This is a genomic window from Roseovarius sp. MBR-78, assembly GCF_040547535.1.
GTDB lineage: Bacteria > Pseudomonadota > Alphaproteobacteria > Rhodobacterales > Rhodobacteraceae > Roseovarius.
Genome location: NZ_JBEPPX010000020.1, coordinates 40,448 through 57,373 on the forward strand (window position 1 = coordinate 40,448; position 16,926 = coordinate 57,373).

Genomic DNA, 16,926 nt, shown 5'->3' on the forward strand with positions numbered 1-16,926 from the left:
GTCGTTACGCCGCCGCCTGCATCAGCCCCTCGGCGCGCACCTGGCGTTCGGCCTCGTCGAGCGAGCGCCATGCCCGTTCGATCAGGGTGTCGATCTCACCCTCTGAAATCACCAGCGGCGGCGAGATGATCATGCGATCCCCGACATGGCGCATCACCAGGTTGTTGGCGAAACACCGCTCGCGGCAGATATAGCCGACGGTGCCGGGGTCCGAGGCGAATTTCGCGCGGCTGGCCTTGTCGGGCGTGAGCGCGATGGAGCCCATCATGCCGATGATCCGCGCCTCGCCCACCAGCGGATGCGCGGCGAGGGCCTCCCATTTCTCTTTCAGATATGGCCCGGTTTGCGCGGCCACGCGGGCAACGATCCCTTCCTCGTCGAGGATGCGCAGGTTCTCCAGCGCCACGGCGCAAGACACCGGATGCCCCGAATAGGTATAGCCGTGGTTGAACTCGCAGCCGTTGATGACCTTGGCCACGCGGTCATTCACGATCGAGCCGCCGATGGGCGCATAGCCCGATGAGAGGCCCTTGGCGATGGTCATGATGTCGGGGCGGATGCCCATGGTCTGGCTGCCGAACCAGTTGCCGGTGCGCCCGAAGCCACAAATCACCTCGTCGGCGATCAAAAGGATGCCGTATTTGTCGCAAATCCGCTGGATTTCCGGCCAATAGCTGTCGGGCGGGATGATCACGCCGCCCGCGCCCTGCACCGGCTCGCCGATAAAGGCGGCGATGCGGTGGGGGCCAAGCTCCTCGATCTTTTCCTCCAGTTGCCGCGCGCGGGCGAGGCCGAAGGCCTCGGGGTCGCTATCGCCGCCCTCGGCATACCAGTGCGGCTGGTCGATATGGTGGATATCGGGGATCGGCATCCCGCCCTGCGCGTGCATCCCCGACATGCCGCCCAGCGAGGCGCTGCCCATCGACGAGCCGTGATAGCCGTTCTTGCGCGCGATGATGATCTTGCGTTCCGGCTCTCCCATCTCGGCCCAATAGGTGCGCACCATGCGGATATTGGTGTCGTTCGCCTCTGATCCCGACCCGGCATAGAAGACATGGTTGAGATCGCCGGGGGCCAGTTCCGCCAGACGGCTTGCCAGCGCGATAGCGGGCACATGGCTGGTCTGGAAGAACGTGTTGTAGAACGGCAATTCGCGCATTTGCCGCGCCGCCGCCTCGGCCAGTTCGTCGCGCCCATAGCCGAGGTTGACGCACCATAGCCCCGCCATCGCGTCGAGGATCTCGTTGCCGTCGCTGTCGGTGAGCGTCACGCCGCGCGCGCGGGTGATGATGCGCGCGCCCTTTTCGTTTATCGCATCGCCGTGGGTGAACGGGTGCATGTGATGGGCGGCGTCGAGCGCCTGAAGCTCGGCGGTGGGCAGGTGGTTTGTGATCGCGGTCATGGCGGTCCCTTCTCGGCACGGGGGAATCAGGGCGCGGCCCCTCGGGGCGCGTCATGTTCAGAATATGATCAAATTGTTCGCTGTCAATCGAATCAGTCGCCGCGCGGCTGTCGTGACAGCGATTGGCGCACCTGCTCCATTCCCTGCACCACATCGGCGCGGATCGCCGTGGCGGCGGCCCCGGCATCACCCGCGCGCATCGCGTCGAGCAGGTCCTTGTGCCGGTCGGGCAGCCCCTCGGTGCCGACCCGCCCGCAGACCACACGCAGCGACGGGCCAAAGCGCAGCCACAGCCCATCGGCCACATCCGCAAGGATCGGGGCCGCCGCCAATTCATAGAGCGTGCGGTGAAAGCGGTAGTTGAGTTCGAGATAGCCGCGCATGTCGCCGCGCAAGATGGCGGCGTCGAGATCGTCATCGATCGCGGTCAGGCGGGCCAAATCCTCGGCCGTGGCGCGCGCTGTCGCGCGACCGGCCAGATAGGGATCAAGCCATTGACGCGCATAGATCAATTCCCCGATATTCCCGGCATCGAGCAGCGGCACAGAGACCCGCCTGTTGCCCTGAAACTCCAGCGCCCCCTCGGCGATGAGCCGCCGCAGCGCCTCGCGCACCGGCGTCATGCCTGCGCCCAGCCGGTCGCACAACCCCTGAATGGTCACCGCCTGACCCGGTGCCAGATCGCCGAACAGCACCAGCGCGCGCAACTCGCGATAGATCGTCTCATGCGCCGGAAGGCGCATGACAGGGGCCGCGTCGTTGCCCGTTTTCCGTGCGGCTTTTTCCATCACGGTGTCCTCTCCGATCCGCGGATCAACTCCATCCTTGCGAGTTTAGCGGCTGCGTGAAAACATTACCATATTGCCAGGCGCGGGATTTTTTGATCAAATCTGCGTAATGGCAGATAACGTGCCGAACCAACGGGAGTGACCTATGAAACGTCTCATGATGACCACCGCCGCCGCGCTCGCGCTCACCGGCTTTGCCGCCTCGGCGCAGGAGGTGCGCGTCTATAACTGGTCCGACTATATCGACGAGGACCTGATCGGCCAATTCGAGGAAGAGACCGGCCTCGATCTCACCTATGACGTGTTCGACAGCAACGAGATGCTGGAGACCAAGATGCTGGCGGGCGGCTCGGGCTATGACGTTGTGGTGCCCACGGGCAGCTTCCTGCTGCGGCAAATCCAGGCCGGAGCATTCCAGAAGCTCGATTATGACAAGCTGCCCAATGCCGATAACCTCTGGGACGTGATCAAGGACCGGCTCGAGGGCTATGGCTCTGACGTGCCGATCAGTGATTACGCCATCAATTACATGTGGGGCACCACCGGGCTTGGCGTGAATACCGGCAAGGTCGAAGAGGCTCTCGGCCCGGATGCGCCCATCGACAGCCTTGCGCTGATCTTCGAGCCGGAGAACATGAAGAAGCTGGCCGAATGCGGTGTGCATTTCCTCGACGCGCCGGACGAGGTGATCCCCGCCGCGCTGACCTATCTCGGCCATGATCCCAACAGCACCGATGCGGGGGAGCTTGAGGCCGCGGGCGAGTTGCTCATGTCCGTGCGCCCCTATGTGCAGAAATTCCACAGCAGCGAATATATCAACGCGCTGGCCAATGGCGATATCTGCGTGGCGATCGGCTGGTCGGGCGACGTGTTGCAGGCGCGCGACCGCGCTGCCGAGGCGGATAACGGCGTCGAGATCGCCTATAATGCGCCGAAAGAGGGGGCCGTGATGTGGTTTGACATGATGGCCATTCCCACCGATGCCCCGAACCCCGAGGGTGCGCATACCTTCCTCAACTTCATCATGGATGCGCAGAACATGGCGAAGGCGTCGAATTACGTCTATTACGCCAATGGCAACAAGGCGAGCCAGGAGTTTCTCAACGAAGACGTGATCACCGATCCGGCGATCTACCCTTCGGCGGAGGCGCTCGACAACACCTATATCAAGAAGCCCTATGACATGCGCACACAACGGGTGGTCACGCGCCTGTGGACCAAGGTCAAATCCGGCATCTGAGCACGGACCGGCCCGCGCCCTTGCCGGTGCGGGCCTCCTTTCCCTTCAGCAAGCCGGGGGCATAATGGGGCAGACCGTTTTCGAGCCTTGGACCGATCCAGAGGCCAAGCCGCTCATCGAGTTCAAGGGCGTGACCAAGCGGTTCGGTGATTTCACCGCCATCGACAACCAGACATTCGACATCTACGAGCGCGAATTCTTTGCCCTGCTCGGGCCGTCGGGCTGCGGCAAGACCACGATGATGCGGATGCTTGCGGGGTTCGAGGCCCCTACCGAGGGCACGATCCTGCTCGGCGGGCAGGACATCGCGCCGATTCCGCCCAACAAGCGCGCGGTGAACATGATGTTCCAGTCCTACGCGCTCTTCCCGCATCTGTCGGTGTGGGACAATATCGCCTTTGGCCTCAGGCGTGACGGCAAATCCCGCGACGAGATCGCCGCGCGCGTCGAGGAGATGCTCAAGCTCACAAGGCTCACACAATTCGCCCGCCGCAAGCCGCACCAGATTTCCGGCGGCCAGCGGCAGCGCGTGGCGCTTGCGCGCAGCCTTGCCAAGGCGCCGAAACTCTTGTTGCTGGATGAGCCGCTGGGCGCGCTTGATGCCAAGCTGCGCACCGCCACGCAGTTCGAGCTTATGGATATTCAGGAAACCACCGGCACCACATTTGTCATCGTCACCCACGATCAGGAAGAGGCGATGACCGTGGCCAGCCGCGTCGCGGTGATGGACAATGGCCGCATCATCCAGGCCGACACGCCCGCGCGCATCTACGAGGAACCGAATTCCGTCTATGTCGCCGATTTCATCGGTGAGGTGACGATCATCAGCGGCACGGCGCGCAAATCCGGCGCGGGCTATGAGATCGCCTATGCCGAAGGCGTGGCCCCGCTCCATGCCGAATCAGAGACGCATTTCGACAATGGCGAGGCCTGCCACATCGCGCTGCGCCCTGAAAAGGTGGCGATCAGCGCCGAAAAGCCCTCGGACAGGCGCAACGCGGTTCAGGGAAAGATCATCGACATCGCCTATCTCGGCAATCTCTCGACCTATCATGTCGAGATCGCGGGCGGTCGGATGGTCAAGGCGCAGACCGCCAATACCCGCCGCCTGTCGCGCCGCGATTTCACCTGGGAAGACACCGTGTGGCTGTCGTGGTCCGACACCGCCGCCGTGATGCTGAAAGGGTAGGGGGATGCGCCGTTTCGCCCTTATCGCGCTGCCCTATGCTTGGCTTCTGGCGCTGTTTCTCATCCCCTTCGGCATCGTGCTCAAGATATCGCTGTCGGACCCGACAATGGCGATCCCGCCCTATATCCCGACGCTCGATCCCGCTGCCGGCTGGGCGGGGCTGAGGGCGTTCTTCGCCGCGCTCGATTTCGAGAATTTCGCCTTTCTGACCACCGATGATCTTTACTGGAAGGCCTATCTCTCCTCGCTTCAGATCGCGCTCATCTCGACGGTGATAACGCTTCTGGTGGGCTATCCCATCGCCTATGGCATGGCCAACGCGCCCGATCACTGGCGGCCCACGCTGATGATGCTGGTGATCCTGCCGTTCTGGACCTCGTTCCTGATCCGGGTCTATTCGTGGATGGGCATCCTCTCCACCGAGGGCTATCTCAACCAGCTTCTGCTCTGGTTAGGGGCGATTTCCACGCCGCTCGACATCCTGAACACGCCCACGGCGGTCTATATCGGCATCGTCTACACCTACCTGCCCTTCATGATCCTGCCGATCTATTCGGCGCTGGAGCGGATGGATGGCTCGCTACTGGAGGCGGCCGAGGATCTGGGTTGCTCGCGCCTCTCGGCCTTCTGGCTGGTGACGGTGCCCTTGTCGAAAAACGGCATCATCGCGGGGTGTTTTCTGGTCTTCATCCCGGTGATCGGCGAATTCGTCATCCCCTCGCTCCTGGGCGGCTCGCAAACACTGATGATCGGCAAGGTGCTGTGGGAGGAGTTCTTCAACAACCGCGACTGGCCGGTGGCAAGCGCCGTGGCGGTGGTGCTGCTGCTCATTTTGATCGTGCCCATCGTGCTTTTCCAGATGAACCAGCAAAAGCAGCGGGAGACCGAGGGATGAGACGGCTGACATGGTTCAACGCCACCTCGCTCACGCTTGGCTTTGCCTTTCTCTACCTGCCGATGCTGATCCTCATCGTCTACAGCTTCAACGAGTCCAAGCTGGTGACGGTCTGGGCCGGGTTCTCGACGAAATGGTATGGCACGCTCCTCCAGAACGAGGCGTTTCTGGGGGCGGCACTGGTCACGCTCAAGGTGGCGGTAGTGTCCTCGACCATCGCCACGGTGCTGGGCACGATGGCGGCGCTGGTTCTGGTGCGGGTGGGGCGGTTTCCGGGGCGCACGCTATTTTCCGGCATGATCTACGCGCCGCTGGTCATGCCCGAGGTCATAACCGGCCTGTCGCTCCTGTTGCTTTTCATCGGGATCGGGCTGGATCGGGGCATTCTCACGATCATCCTCGCGCATACTACGTTTTCGATGGCCTTTGTCGCCGTGGTGGTGTCGTCGCGGCTAATGACATTCGATCAATCGCTGGAAGAGGCGGCGCTTGATCTGGGGTGTTCGGCTTTCGATGCGTTCCGCCTTGTCACCCTGCCGATCATCGCGCCTGCGGTGATTTCCGGCTGGCTTCTGGCGTTCACGCTGTCGCTTGATGATCTGGTGATTGCGTCGTTTACCGCCGGGCCATCGGCCACCACGCTGCCGATCAAGATATGGTCGTCGATCCGGCTTGGCGTCTCGCCCGAGATCAACGCACTCTCGACCATCATGATCGGGATCGTGGCGGCAGGGGTCATCACCGCCTCGCTGATCACCAAGCGCGCCAGCCTGCGCCAACAGGCCGATGAGCGGGCTGCGGCGCAACAGACATGAGCCGCGTCTTTCCCGCCCATGCCTATGGGCCGGGGCCGCGCGCCGCCTGTTTCTGGGCCGCGACCGTGGCCGCCGGTGATGATCCGGTGGCCCAAGGGGCGATCACCTGCGATGTGGCGGTAATCGGGGCAGGATTTACCGGGCTGTCGGCGGCGCTGCATCTTGCGGAGGCGGGGCAGGATGTGTGCGTGTTCGAGGCGGAAAGCCCCGGCTGGGGGCGTCGGGGCGTAATGGCGGGTTTTGCTGTCTGGGTGGCTCGGCGGCCTCGGATGCGATGCTGCGGCGGTCTCATGGCGAGGCGGCGCGTCGCGACTGGCATGCCACGGAAAAAGCGGCGGTCGAGACCGTTCGCGATCTGATCGCGCGCCACGGTATCGAGGCCGATACCCATTCGGAGGGCGAAACCCTGCTCGCGCATAGCGCCCGTGCCGCCGCCGGTTTTGCCGCGCGGGCGGCCCGGATCGAGGCCGATTATGGCGTCACGCCGACGCTTGTCGCGCGCGAGGGGCTGGCGCAGGCGGGGATGCGCGGCCCGTTCCATGCCGCGCTCACCACGCCCATCGGCTTTGCCCTCAACCCGTTGAAATACGCGCTCGGGCTGGCCGGTGCGGCAAGGCGGGCGGGCGCACGGCTCTATGCGCAGTCCCCCGTGACCGCGATCCGGCGGGGCGGGGCGTTTCACCTCAGCACGCCCAAGGCCCACATCACCGCGCGCCGCCTGATCGTGGCGACCAACGGCTATTCCTCGGACGATCTGCCGGACTGGCTGCGCGCGCGCTATCTGCCGACGCAATCCAACGTCATCGTCACCCGCCCGATGACCGGGGATGAATTGGCTTCCCAAGGCTGGACCACGCGGCAGATGTGCTATGACGACCGGTTTTTCCTGCATTATTTCCGGCTCATGCCCGATAACCGGATGCTGTTCGGGATGCGCGGGGGGCTGTTTTCCTCGGCGCGGTTCGATGCACGGATGCACCGCACGATAAAGCGGCATTTCGCGGCGATGTTCCCGGCATGGGCCGATGTCGAGACGCCGCATAGCTGGAATGGGCTTCTGTCGCTCGCACCCGACCTCACCCCATATGCCGGTCCGATCCCCGAGATGCCGGGGGCCTTTGCGGCGCTGAGCTATCACGGCAATGGCGTGGCGATGGCGAGCCATTCAGGCGCGATCCTTGCCGATCTGGCGATGGATCGCACGCCCCGCCCCCGCTATCCGCAGATCATGCAAAAGCCGCCCCGGCGCTGGCCGCTGGGACGGTTTCGGCGGGCGATGATGTGGCCGCCCTATGCATGGGCCTGCTTGCGCGGCGATTGACGCGCGTCAGCTTGGCCCGATCATGAAACAGGTGATCTTGCGCGCCTGAAGGCGGCGGCAGGCGGTATCGGCGGTCTCGCGCGTCATGCCCATGAAATTCGCGTCAAACCCGGTGGGGCGGCGCACCACCTTGCGCAGGCTGCCGTCGAGGGTGGACATTTCCGAGAGCGCGGTCTGCAACAGCACTTGCCGTGCCTTGTATTGGCTGGGGTATCGGCCCACGTTCACCCCCCAGTGACGCCCGTCCGAGGTGGATACGCGGCTGACCACCTCGGGCAGTGTCCCCTCCTCTGCCTCGGCCATTTGCACCCCGGCAACAGAGCCTGCGGCATCCTCGGGGCGGGCCTCGGGGCGGAGCGCGGCAATGTCCTCCTCCGGCGCGGTTTTTGGCGCATCATCCGTGGCTGCGAGGCGCAAGGGGGCCGCCGGATCGAGGGCAGTGCCGGGCCGGGGCTTGGGGCGCAGGCTCTTGCGCACGGCGGCGGCGGTGGCAAGCCGGACGGTTTTCGCGGCATAGGTCGGGCGCGCCTCGCCTGCGGCGATGGCCACCGGCGCATGATCGAGCTTGCCGAGATAGGGCGGGCGCTGCGGCCGGGCCACGGCAACCCGGCGATCTGCCTTGCGAAAGCCGAGATCGAGCAGCTTGGCCACTTGTGCATTTCGCGAGGCGGTGGATTTGCCGCCAAAGACCGTGGCGATGATCCGCACGCCGCCCCGTTCGGCGCTGGCGACGAGGTTGAAGCCCGCCGCGCGGGTATAGCCGGTCTTGATCCCATCGGCCCCGCGATAGCGGCTCAGCATCTTGCGGTTGGTGTGATACACCGTCTTCATGCCTGCATCGGCGGAAATGCGCGAGAAGAGGTTGTAATAATCGGGATAGTCGTAGAACACGTGCCGCCCGAGAATGGTCATGTCATGCGCGGTCGAGAGGTGCCCGCTCTCGGTCAGGCCATGCGCGTTTTTGAAGGTGGTGCGCGTCATCCCCATCGCCTTGGCGGTGCGGTTCATGCGGCGGGCAAAGCGCGGCACTGACCCTTCGATCGCCTCGGCAAGGGCCGTGGCCGCATCATTGGCAGAGCGCACGGCCGCAGCGCGGATGAGATAGCGCAGGCGGATTTTCTGGCCGGGGCGCAGGCCAAGCTTGCTTGGCGGCTCGGCGGCGGCATGGCGTGAGATCGTCACCATGTCGTCAAGCCCGATTTCGCCGTTCTCCACCGCCTCGAAGACGATATAGAGCGTCATCATCTTGGTAAGCGAGGCCGGGTGAAGCCGCGTGTTGGCATTCTCGGAATAGATCACCTTGCCGTTGCGCGCGTCGATGACATAGCCCGCATAGGGGGCCGCCGCCGCGCTCAGCGGCACGATCACCAGCATCCACACCGTCGCCAGCGCAATGAGGCCCCATAGCAAGGGCTGCCTGCCCCATGTTTTCATGGTCCCGCTCTTTTTCTTGTCTGTTTCTGCCTCGTGGCGACGGTTGGTGCCGCTCATATTAATTAAATCATACCACATTAATTATACCTCATAAAGCACGAATTTAATTGGAGAATTTTGGTTTTGAGGGTGCTTTTCGGCAACATGTGGTAGGCAGGCGTTGCCCGCGTCCCAAGATGAAGGGATAGGCGGGCCGAACCGCATCACGGCGCGCCTGTCACGATGTCGTGCGCGCGCGCTCTACCGCGATTGCTCGTGCTCGAAACGCTGGCGTGCGATCATCTCGTTGCGCTCGGCCTTTTGTTGGTCCGAGAGCGATTTCCCAACATAGTCGAGATGCGCCTCAATGGCGGCGCGCGCGGCCTGCGCATCGCGGGCCTGGATGGCTGCGTTGATTCGGCGGTGCTGGTCGAGCAGGGCGCCGCGCGTGGTGCGCTGCTTGAACATGACCTGACGGTTGTAGAACACGCCCTCGCGCAAGAGCTGGAACATCGAGCGCATCATGTGCAGCATGATGACATTATGGCTCGCCTCGATGATCGCCATGTGAAACTCGGCATCAAGGCGCGCCTCGTCTGCCGGGTTGGTCTTTTTATGGGCGGCTTCCATCTTGTCCATCACCGTCTGGATGACGCGCAGATCGGTATCCGAGGCCAGCCGCGCCGCCCGGCACGCCGCCAGCCCCTCGAGATCGCGGCGGAACCTGATATAGTCGAACACCGCCTCGTCATGTTCCGCGAAAAGCCGGATCAGACCGGGCGAGAACGCGCTGCCCAGCACATCGGCGACATAAATGCCCGCCCCGGCCCGCGCGGTCAAAAGCCCCTTGTCCTGAAGGTCCGCCACCGCCTCGCGCAGCGACGGGCGCGACACGCCAAGCTTGTCGGCAAGCTCGCGCTCGGCGGGCAGGCGCTCTCCGGGGCGCAGGATGCCGCGCAGGATCAGCTTTTCTATCTGCCGAGTCACAGCGCAAGACAGCTTTTCCGGGGTCACTTTCTCGAATGGCATGGCGGGGGCCTTTGATAAGGTGGTAAGATCATATGACCGCCCGTGCATTGCGGCAAGTGGCGTGACCGCCCCCTTTGCTTTTCGCCGCGCCTGCCCCATTTAATGGCGCGAAACAGGATGGAACGTGCCATGACCCCCTACCGCAAGGACCCCGACCGCATCGCAGCACTCGATCCCGAGCAATACCGCGTCACCCAGCAGAACGGCACCGAACGGCCCGGCACCGGCGCGTATCTGCACAATACAGAGCCGGGGATCTACGTCGATATTGTCTCGGGCGAGCCGCTTTTCGCCAGCGCCGACAAGTTCGATGCAGGCTGCGGCTGGCCCAGCTTTACCAAGCCCATCGTGCCCGCCCATGTCACCGAATTGCGCGACGCCTCGCTTGGCATGATCCGCACCGAGGTGCGCAGCACCCACGGCGACAGCCATCTTGGCCACGTCTTTCCCGACGGGCCGCGCGACCGGGGGGGCCTGCGCTATTGCATCAACTCGGCCAGCCTGCGATTCATCCATCGCGATGACATGGAGGCCGAGGGCTATGGCGACTATCTCGACCAGGTGGAGGATGTGACATGAGCGAACGTGCGGTTCTGGCAGGCGGCTGTTTCTGGGGGATGCAGGATCTGATCCGCAAACGCGCCGGGGTGATCTCGACGCGGGTGGGCTATAGCGGCGGTGACGTGCCCAATGCCACCTATCGCAACCACGGCACCCATGCCGAGGCGATCGAGATCATATTCGATCCCGCGCGCATCAGCTTTCGGGAAGTACTGGAGCTGTTCTTTCAGATCCACGATCCCACGACGCCCAACCGGCAGGGCAACGATGTCGGCCTGAGCTATCGCTCGGCGATCTTTTATTGCTCTGACGCGCAACGCGAAGAGGCGCTGCACACCATTGCCGATGTCGAGGCGTCGGGCCTCTGGCCCGGTCGCGTGGTGACCGAGGTCGAGCCTGTGGGCGATTTCTGGGAGGCCGAACCCGAGCATCAGGACTACCTCGCGCGCTTTCCCGGTGGCTATACCTGCCATTTTCCCCGGCCCGATTGGGTGCTGCCGCGCAAGACCAGCGCGCAGGCATCCGACCCCGAATCGCTGGCCTGAGCCTAGGCCGCGCGCCGGTCAGTCGCGCAGGGCGCGGTCCTTGACGCGGATGACGGGGCGCAGGATGTAATCGAGCACGGTTTTGCGCCCGGCGAGGATATCGGCCTGCGCGACCATGCCGGGCATGATCTCGACCTTGACGCCATCGGCATCGAGAAAGGTTTCCGTGGTGCGGATTTCCACGACGAAGACCTCCTCTTCGCTGCGCTCGGTGCGGGTGATCGTGTCTGCGCCGATGCGCACGATCTCGCCCGACAGGTTGCCGTAGCGCGACGAATCATAGGCGGTGATCGTTACCTTGGCGGGCTGGCCGGGATAGAGAAAGGCGATGTCATCGGGGCGGACATAAGCCTCGACCAGCAGGGTATCATCCAGCGGCACGATCTCTATCAGCTCTTCGCCGGGGCGCGCCATCGCGCCCAGCGTGGGCTTGTGGATGCGGTTGACGATGCCGCGCACCGGCGCGTAAAGCCGCGAGCGCGCGGCGCGGTTCTGAAGCGCGGGCAGGGCCGGTTTCAGCGCGGCCAGTTCCGCCGTGGCGGTGGCCAGATCGGTCAGCGCGGCGCTGCGAAAGCGGCTGCGTTGCGCGGCGATGCGGTCGTCGATCTCGTCGAGCGCCGATTTCAGCCGGGTGAGCGAGGCGCGCGCGCGCACCTCGCGACCGCGCCATTCGGCCTCGGACCGGCGCAGCGTCAGAAGCGTGGTCGCAGGCTCCATCCCGCGCTCGACCAGCGGCTCCATCATGTCGCGTTCCTCGGTCAGAACGGCGAGGGTTTCCTGCGCCGTCTGGCGATCCACCAGCCCCTCCTCGTATTCCTGCCGCCGTTGCAGGCGCTGGCGTTCGAGAATGTCGATCTCGGCCTGCAATTCCGCCTGCCGCCCGCGATAAAGCGCGGTTTCGGATTTCACCACATCTGCGGCGCGCGCCACCAGGTCGGGGCTGAACGCCAGATCGGTGCCGTCGATTTCCGCCTGCAACCGCTCGATCCGGGCCATCAGGCCATAGGCGCGCTGCTGTTCCTGATCGAGCTGGCTGTCGAGCATGGTGCCATCGAGTTCCATCAGCAGATCGCCCTTCTCGACAACCTGCCCCTCCTTGACATGTAGCGATTGCAACACGCCGGGCTCCGCCGCCTCGATCACCTGTACCGAGGCCGAGGGCACGATGCGCCCCTCGGCGCGGGTCACGTCATCGATCTCGGTATTGGCGGCCCAGATCACGGCGATGAGCATAAAGGCGAGAATGGTGAACAGCAGGATCGAGCCGCGCAGCGCCGAGCGTCCGCGCATCTCGCGTGCCAGCCGGTCAAGATCGTGGTCACGCGCCATCCTTGCCCCCTCCGGCCTGCCTTGTCGCGCGCGCAAGGATCGACTTGTCGCCATCCATGCCAACGCGCCCGTCCTCGATCACGATGACCCGGTCGACCAGATCCAGCAGGCTGGTGCGGTGGGTAATGACGATGAGGGTGCGCCCCTGCGCCTCGGTCTTGAGGCGGGCGATCACGTCGCGCTCGTTCTGCACATCCATCGCGCTGGTCGGCTCGTCCAGCAACAGAACGGGCGGTTGCCCCACCAGCGCGCGGGCCAGCGTGATCGCCTGTTTCTGACCGCCCGAAAGCCCATCGCCGCGTTCCGCGAGCATCAGGTCATAGCCCGATGGGTGCTTGGCCACGAACTCCTCAACCCCCGCGATACGCGCGGCCTCGAGGATATCGGCATCGCGCGGGCGGCGCGCGCCGATGGCGATATTCTCGCGCACCGTGCCGGAAAAGAGCCACACATCCTGCAGGACCGACCCGATATTGCGCCGCAGATCGCCGGGATCAATCTGGCGGATATCCGTATCATCGACCAGAACCGCGCCCTTGTCGGGCGCATAAAGCCCCAGAAGAAGCCGCGCGACCGTGCTTTTGCCCGATCCGATCCGGCCAAGGATCGCCACCTTTTCGCCGGGCTGGATGGTGAAGCTCACGCCTTTCAGGGCGGCGGTCATCTGGTCGGGATAGGTGAAATGCACATCGTCAAAGCGGATGCGCCCGTCAAGGCGCGGGCGGCTGATCCAGTGCCGCCCCTCGGGGCGTTCGCTGTCGGCGCGCATCAGCGCATCCAGATTGCGGTAGGAACTGCGCGCCTGGTTGAGCCGGGTCAGCGTCTGCGCCAGTTGCGCCAGCGGGGCCAGCGCGCGACCGGTCAGGATCACGCTGGCAATCAGCGCGCCCATGCTGGCCTCGCCCGCCGTGATCAGGAACACGCCGTAAAACACGATCATCACCTGTGCCACCTGCTGGGTAAAGGCGGTGGCGTTCATCGCCAGTTGCGTAACACCGCGCGCGCGTGTGCCATGTTCGGATTGGCGCGAAATCGCGTCTTCCCAGCGGGCGCGCATCCGGCGGGCGGCTCCGGTGGCCTTGATGGTCTCAAGCCCGGAGACCGTTTCCACCAGCACGCCCTGTTTGGATTGCCCATCCTTGAAGCTCTGCTCGGCCAGCTTTGCCAGCACCGGCTGCACCGCAATGCCCACGATCAGGACCAGCGGCACGGCGATGGCGGGCACAAGCGCAAGCGGGCCGCCGATCAGCCAGATCACCCCGATGAACAGCACGATGAAGGGCAGATCGACCAACGCCACCAGCGTCGCCGAGGTGAAGAAATCGCGCAATGTTTCAAACTCGCGCAGGGTGCTGGCCAGCGCGCCGGTTGACCCCTTGCGCGCGCATCTGCATATCAAGGAGCTGGTCGAAAATGCGCCGCCCCATCACCATGTCGGCGCGCTGCCCGGCGCGGTCGATGAAACCGGCGCGCAGGTTCTTGATCAGGAAATCAAAGAGCAGCGCGATGCCCACGCCGATGGTCAGCGCGATAAGCGATTCGGTCGCCTCGTTGGGCAGCACGCGGTCATAGACCACCATGATGAAGATCGAGGTGGTGAGACCCAGAAAGTTGGCCAGCACGGCGGCCAGCAGCACCTGCGTATAAGACCAGCGGTTGGCGGCCAGCGCCGACCAGAACCAATGCCCGCGCCGCCCCTCGGAGGTGGCGAGGATATCCTCGCGATGCTCGCGGCGCAGCAGGATCGCGTAGCCGGTGTAAAGCGCTTCAAGCTCGTCGCGGGCGACCTCGCCAATGCCCTCGCCCAGAAGCGGATCGTGAACGGCCAATTGACCGTCCTTGCCCATGCTGTGCAGGACCACCGCGCGCTCGCCCTCCAGCAACAGGATCGCGGGGGTGAGCGTGCTGTCGAAATCGCGCAATTTGCGCGCGCCGAACGCCGCCTGCATCCCTGCGCGCTCTGCCGCCGTGATCGCCTCGCGCACGCCAAGCGTGCCGGTCGCATCAGAGCTTTGCACGGCATGGAGTGCGGCCAGCGTCATCGGACGGTCAAGCGCGGCGGCGGCGTGCAACAGGCACGCCTCGAGCGGCGATGTCTCGTCGGGGCGGCTGCGCGCCTCGCGGTCGAGCGGCACGACGCGGGGGCCGGTGTCGGGCGTGGTCATTTCGTCACCTCGGGCAGGGTGATGTTGAACACGTCGAGGATATCACCGGTCAGCGCAAGCGCGGCGTAATCGGTCAGGAAGCGCTCAAGCTCGGCGCGAATGAGCGTTTCCTCGGCGCGCACGTAATCGCGCTGCGCATCCAGCAGATCGACCATGCTGCGGCGGCCGATGCTGAACTGTTCGCGCGCGGCATTGACGCTGGCGGCGTTGCTGGCCACGGCCTGTCGGGCGGCGATGACGCGCGCCTCGCCTGCCGTCTGGTCGGTGCGCACAAAGGCCAGCGATTCGCGCACCTCGCGCGCCAGCGTATCGCGCTCGGCCTGTGCGGCCTCAAGCCGAGCCTCGGCGGCGTCGATGGCGGCGCGGCGTTCGCCCCTCGTGTCGAGGCTGTAATTGAGCGACATGTCGAACGCCACATCGGTTTCGCCCGAATCCTGCTGCCCGGTCGCGCCCAGTTCCACCCCCGGCAGGCGGCGTGCGCGGGCGGCCAGAAGATCGGCCTCGGCGGCCTTGAGCCTTGCATTAACTTCGCGAAGGCGCGGGCTTTGGTCGAGCACGTCGGCCTCGCCGGCGGGCAGGGGCGGGGCCTTGACCGGCGGCGGCAGGTTGGCCGGGATCTCGGCAAAGAGACGGCGGAAGGACGCCTCGGCCCGTTCAAGCCGGGCTTGCGCGTCGGCGCGCTGCGTCTCGGCATCGGCGACGCGGCTCTGCGCGGTCAGATCGTCGGCGGCAGAGCCCGCGCCGCGCCTCACGCGTTCCGCGATCTGATCGGCAAAGCCGCGCAGCACGCGCAGGTTTTCCTCGGCGATGGCGAGCAGCTTGCGGTTGGAGAGCAGGCGCTTGTAGGCCTCGACCGCCTCGAGCGTGACGCGGGCGCCGGTCTCGATCTGTCGCGCGCGGCTTTGCAGCACGCGCGCCTCGGCAGATGTCTGATCCGAGCGCCCAGCCCCGCCATCATAGACAAGCTGCGAGACGCGCACGAACGGGCCGGCATTGCTGTCTATGTCGCTATCGAGATTGGTCTGTGCCCTCACGCCGACGTTGAGATCGGGACGATAGGCGCCATCGGCGGCGCGCTTGTCGGCGCGGGCGGCGCGGATATCGGCGGCGCTGCGGCTGATCGAGGGATCGGCCATGACCGCGCGGGCGATATGCTGGCCAAACGCACCGCGCGCGATCGTATCGGGCACCCGTTTCGCGCCCAGCCCCGCCGTGCCCGGCTCAAGGCTTGCCTCTACCGGCGCGAGATCGGGCTGCTTGGCGCAGGCAGAGAGCGCGAGGCAGAGAATGGCCGCGATGACTGTCCTGGGATATGCGGTCACCTTGTGCCCCTTTCGTGATCCTGCGCATCGGCAAGCGCATCGAGAAAGCCCGAGAGCCCGGCGGTCGGGGCCGCAGTGTGGCCGGGTGCGCGCGGCGTGGCATCCGCTCCGGCGCGCAGGGCCCGCGCCATCCACCCGGCATGAAAGAGCGACACCCGATGCGCATGGGCAAGCCGCAGCGCCCCGCTCTGCCACAGGCCGGGCAGGGCGGCGTCGTCTATCGCATCAAGCGCGTTGATGTCGATGGCAAGGCAGCCAGCAGCGTCATTTTTGCCCATCCCAGGCAGGGGATCGAGCGCGCGCAACAGCCCCGCCGCCTGCAACGCGGCGCAGGCGGTTTGCGTCGCCAGTTCCGATTGCGCGCGGGTGCGGAAAAACGCGATCACCTGCCCAAGCGCCTCCGAGGGCGCGCCGCTGTCGTCGAAAAACGGCTCGTCGCGGGGATCGTCGGTGACAAGGCCGCTCGCCTCGTCCACCAGTAGCGCCATTTCGCCCCCCGCCCCGGTCGGGCTGGCGGCAAAGGGATGCGCGCGCAGGAGCGAGGGCACATAGGTGCCGCGCCATTTGCCATCGGGGGTGACAAACGGTGACGGCTCGCCCGCGTTGAGGTGCAAGAGCGTATGCGGCTCCACGGTGCCGGTTGCGGTGGCGCGAAACACGATGGGAAAGGCGCTCGCCGCAGATTCAAGCTCGGCCAGAACGATGGGCACGCTGTGGCGGTCGCGGGCAAAGCCATAGGACGCAAAGCGCCGCCAGAACCGCCCCCCATGGCGCTCCTTGCTGATCGCGATCTGCCCGTTTTGCGTTCCCGCGTTCATGATGGCCGATTATTCCCCCGGTTTCTTACTAATCCGCAAAGACCGGGCATTGCAAACCCAGGGCGGGCCGGTGAGTGGATAATCCGGCCCGCCT

At 65.1% G+C, this 16,926-nt stretch carries 15 protein-coding genes and 1 pseudogene; 7 read left to right on the top strand and 9 right to left on the bottom strand.

What is annotated here, in order from left to right; all coding sequences use genetic code 11:
• Positions 1–4 precede the first annotated feature (4 nt).
• Positions 5–1,402 (bottom strand): aspartate aminotransferase family protein, encoded by a 1,398-nt coding sequence (locus tag ABIE58_RS15045; RefSeq protein ID WP_354545526.1) that lies wholly within the window; start codon positions 1,400–1,402, stop codon positions 5–7.
• 92 nt (positions 1,403–1,494) lie between these two features.
• A complete protein-coding gene (locus tag ABIE58_RS15050; protein WP_354545527.1) occupies positions 1,495–2,190 on the bottom strand; it encodes a GntR family transcriptional regulator in 696 nt (231 codons plus the stop codon).
• Positions 2,191–2,335: 145 nt separating this feature from the next.
• Here ABIE58_RS15050 and ABIE58_RS15055 point away from each other — a divergent pair, with 145 nt between their 5' ends.
• The 5 genes and pseudogenes from ABIE58_RS15055 (at position 2,336) to ABIE58_RS15075 (ending at position 7,650) form a co-directional block, all read left to right on the top strand.
• Positions 2,336–3,430 (top strand): polyamine ABC transporter substrate-binding protein, encoded by a 1,095-nt coding sequence (locus ABIE58_RS15055; RefSeq protein WP_354545528.1) that lies wholly within the window; start codon positions 2,336–2,338, stop codon positions 3,428–3,430.
• Between the two features lie 64 nt (positions 3,431–3,494).
• Positions 3,495–4,619 (top strand): ABC transporter ATP-binding protein, encoded by a 1,125-nt coding sequence (locus ABIE58_RS15060; RefSeq protein ID WP_354545529.1) that lies wholly within the window; start codon positions 3,495–3,497, stop codon positions 4,617–4,619.
• A 4-nt stretch (positions 4,620–4,623) separates the two neighbouring features.
• Positions 4,624–5,514, top strand: coding sequence for an ABC transporter permease subunit (locus tag ABIE58_RS15065; RefSeq protein WP_354545530.1), 891 nt, complete (start codon positions 4,624–4,626; stop codon positions 5,512–5,514).
• The gene (locus tag ABIE58_RS15070; protein ID WP_354545531.1) at positions 5,511–6,329 is read left to right on the top strand and encodes an ABC transporter permease; all 819 of its coding nucleotides are present in this window, start codon (positions 5,511–5,513) and stop codon (positions 6,327–6,329) included. The genes ABIE58_RS15065 and ABIE58_RS15070 overlap by 4 nt, the downstream gene beginning before the upstream one ends.
• Positions 6,326–7,650 (top strand): annotated as a pseudogene (locus ABIE58_RS15075) (NAD(P)/FAD-dependent oxidoreductase). The gene ABIE58_RS15070 and the pseudogene ABIE58_RS15075 overlap by 4 nt, the downstream one beginning before the upstream one ends.
• A 6-nt stretch (positions 7,651–7,656) precedes the next feature.
• On the opposite strand, the gene ABIE58_RS15080 reads toward ABIE58_RS15075, so the two are convergent.
• A complete protein-coding gene (locus tag ABIE58_RS15080; RefSeq protein ID WP_354545532.1) occupies positions 7,657–9,084 on the bottom strand; it encodes a D-alanyl-D-alanine carboxypeptidase family protein in 1,428 nt (475 codons plus the stop codon).
• Positions 9,085–9,324: 240 nt separating this feature from the next.
• The gene (locus tag ABIE58_RS15085) at positions 9,325–10,092 is read right to left on the bottom strand and encodes an FCD domain-containing protein (RefSeq protein WP_354545533.1); all 768 of its coding nucleotides are present in this window, start codon (positions 10,090–10,092) and stop codon (positions 9,325–9,327) included.
• Between the two features lie 129 nt (positions 10,093–10,221).
• Here ABIE58_RS15085 and msrB point away from each other — a divergent pair, with 129 nt between their 5' ends.
• Entirely contained in the window at positions 10,222–10,671 is a 450-nt protein-coding gene (gene msrB, locus ABIE58_RS15090) for a peptide-methionine (R)-S-oxide reductase MsrB (RefSeq protein ID WP_354545534.1), read from the top strand.
• Positions 10,668–11,198, top strand: a complete 531-nt coding sequence (gene msrA / locus ABIE58_RS15095) for a peptide-methionine (S)-S-oxide reductase MsrA (protein ID WP_354545535.1) — start codon at positions 10,668–10,670, stop codon at positions 11,196–11,198. Before msrB ends, msrA begins: the two co-directional genes overlap by 4 nt.
• Positions 11,199–11,216: 18 nt before the next feature.
• Here the strand turns inward: msrA and ABIE58_RS15100 are convergent, their stop codons facing one another.
• The 5 genes from ABIE58_RS15100 to ABIE58_RS15120 are packed head-to-tail and all read right to left on the bottom strand — an operon-like array spanning position 11,217 to position 16,832.
• Positions 11,217–12,527, bottom strand: coding sequence for an HlyD family type I secretion periplasmic adaptor subunit (locus ABIE58_RS15100; protein WP_354545536.1), 1,311 nt, complete (start codon positions 12,525–12,527; stop codon positions 11,217–11,219).
• Positions 12,517–13,926, bottom strand: a complete 1,410-nt coding sequence (locus tag ABIE58_RS15105; RefSeq protein WP_354545537.1) for an ATP-binding cassette domain-containing protein — start codon at positions 13,924–13,926, stop codon at positions 12,517–12,519. Before ABIE58_RS15105 ends, ABIE58_RS15100 begins: the two co-directional genes overlap by 11 nt.
• On the bottom strand, positions 13,862–14,692 hold the full coding sequence (locus ABIE58_RS15110; protein WP_354545538.1) for an ABC transporter transmembrane domain-containing protein: 831 nt from the start codon (positions 14,690–14,692) through the stop codon (positions 13,862–13,864). Before ABIE58_RS15110 ends, ABIE58_RS15105 begins: the two co-directional genes overlap by 65 nt.
• Positions 14,689–16,014, bottom strand: a complete 1,326-nt coding sequence (locus ABIE58_RS15115; RefSeq protein ID WP_354545539.1) for a TolC family protein — start codon at positions 16,012–16,014, stop codon at positions 14,689–14,691. The genes ABIE58_RS15110 and ABIE58_RS15115 overlap by 4 nt, the downstream gene beginning before the upstream one ends.
• Complete coding sequence (locus ABIE58_RS15120) at positions 16,011–16,832, bottom strand: SapC family protein (RefSeq protein ID WP_354545540.1); 822 nt, start codon at positions 16,830–16,832, stop codon at positions 16,011–16,013. Before ABIE58_RS15120 ends, ABIE58_RS15115 begins: the two co-directional genes overlap by 4 nt.
• Positions 16,833–16,926 lie beyond the last annotated feature (94 nt).

What these genes read in the sequence shown, in the direction of transcription:
- ABIE58_RS15045 (WP_354545526.1), bottom strand. Translation starts at nt 1,402, where the DNA reads ATGACCGCGATCACAAACCACCTGCCCACCGCCGAGCTTCAGGCGCTC.
- ABIE58_RS15050 (WP_354545527.1), bottom strand. Translation starts at nt 2,190, where the DNA reads ATGGAAAAAGCCGCACGGAAAACGGGCAACGACGCGGCCCCTGTCATG.
- ABIE58_RS15055 (WP_354545528.1), top strand. Translation starts at nt 2,336, where the DNA reads ATGAAACGTCTCATGATGACCACCGCCGCCGCGCTCGCGCTCACCGGC.
- ABIE58_RS15060 (WP_354545529.1), top strand. Translation starts at nt 3,495, where the DNA reads ATGGGGCAGACCGTTTTCGAGCCTTGGACCGATCCAGAGGCCAAGCCG.
- ABIE58_RS15065 (WP_354545530.1), top strand. Translation starts at nt 4,624, where the DNA reads ATGCGCCGTTTCGCCCTTATCGCGCTGCCCTATGCTTGGCTTCTGGCG.
- ABIE58_RS15070 (WP_354545531.1), top strand. Translation starts at nt 5,511, where the DNA reads ATGAGACGGCTGACATGGTTCAACGCCACCTCGCTCACGCTTGGCTTT.
- ABIE58_RS15080 (WP_354545532.1), bottom strand. Translation starts at nt 9,084, where the DNA reads ATGAAAACATGGGGCAGGCAGCCCTTGCTATGGGGCCTCATTGCGCTG.
- ABIE58_RS15085 (WP_354545533.1), bottom strand. Translation starts at nt 10,092, where the DNA reads ATGCCATTCGAGAAAGTGACCCCGGAAAAGCTGTCTTGCGCTGTGACT.
- msrB (WP_354545534.1), top strand. Translation starts at nt 10,222, where the DNA reads ATGACCCCCTACCGCAAGGACCCCGACCGCATCGCAGCACTCGATCCC.
- msrA (WP_354545535.1), top strand. Translation starts at nt 10,668, where the DNA reads ATGAGCGAACGTGCGGTTCTGGCAGGCGGCTGTTTCTGGGGGATGCAG.
- ABIE58_RS15100 (WP_354545536.1), bottom strand. Translation starts at nt 12,527, where the DNA reads ATGGCGCGTGACCACGATCTTGACCGGCTGGCACGCGAGATGCGCGGA.
- ABIE58_RS15110 (WP_354545538.1), bottom strand. Translation starts at nt 14,692, where the DNA reads ATGACCACGCCCGACACCGGCCCCCGCGTCGTGCCGCTCGACCGCGAG.
- ABIE58_RS15120 (WP_354545540.1), bottom strand. Translation starts at nt 16,832, where the DNA reads ATGAACGCGGGAACGCAAAACGGGCAGATCGCGATCAGCAAGGAGCGC.